The organism is Bacillus cereus group sp. BfR-BA-01379 (assembly GCF_022663605.1).
Classification (GTDB): Bacteria; Bacillota; Bacilli; order Bacillales; family Bacillaceae_G; genus Bacillus_A; species Bacillus_A mobilis.
Map to the genome: position 1 here is coordinate 1 of NZ_JAKUFT010000274.1, position 250 is coordinate 250.

Below are 250 nucleotides of genomic sequence, written 5' to 3' on the forward strand. Positions count from 1 at the left end.
GATCTTTTGCAAAAAACGCAAAAGAAGTTTCACTTTACCCCGTTCCAACGGCTGGTAGGGGATAAAGCTCTGAAGTAGGGCAAACCAGCCGTAGGAACCCGATTGGTTCGGACTGATCTTTTGCAAAAAACGCAAAAGAAAGTTTCACTTTACCCCGTTCCAACGGCTGGTAGGGGATAAAGCTCTGAAGTAGGGCAAACCAGCCGTAGGAACCCGATTGGTTCGGGCTGATCTTTTGCAAAAAACGCAA

Annotated in this window: 1 protein-coding gene; it reads right to left on the reverse strand. The window is 47.2% G+C overall.

What is annotated here, in order from left to right; translation table 11 throughout:
* Window positions 1–34 precede the first annotated feature (34 nt).
* The coding region (locus MR113_RS27830; protein ID WP_242257515.1) for a hypothetical protein at window positions 35–250 on the reverse strand (216 nt) is incomplete at its 5' end.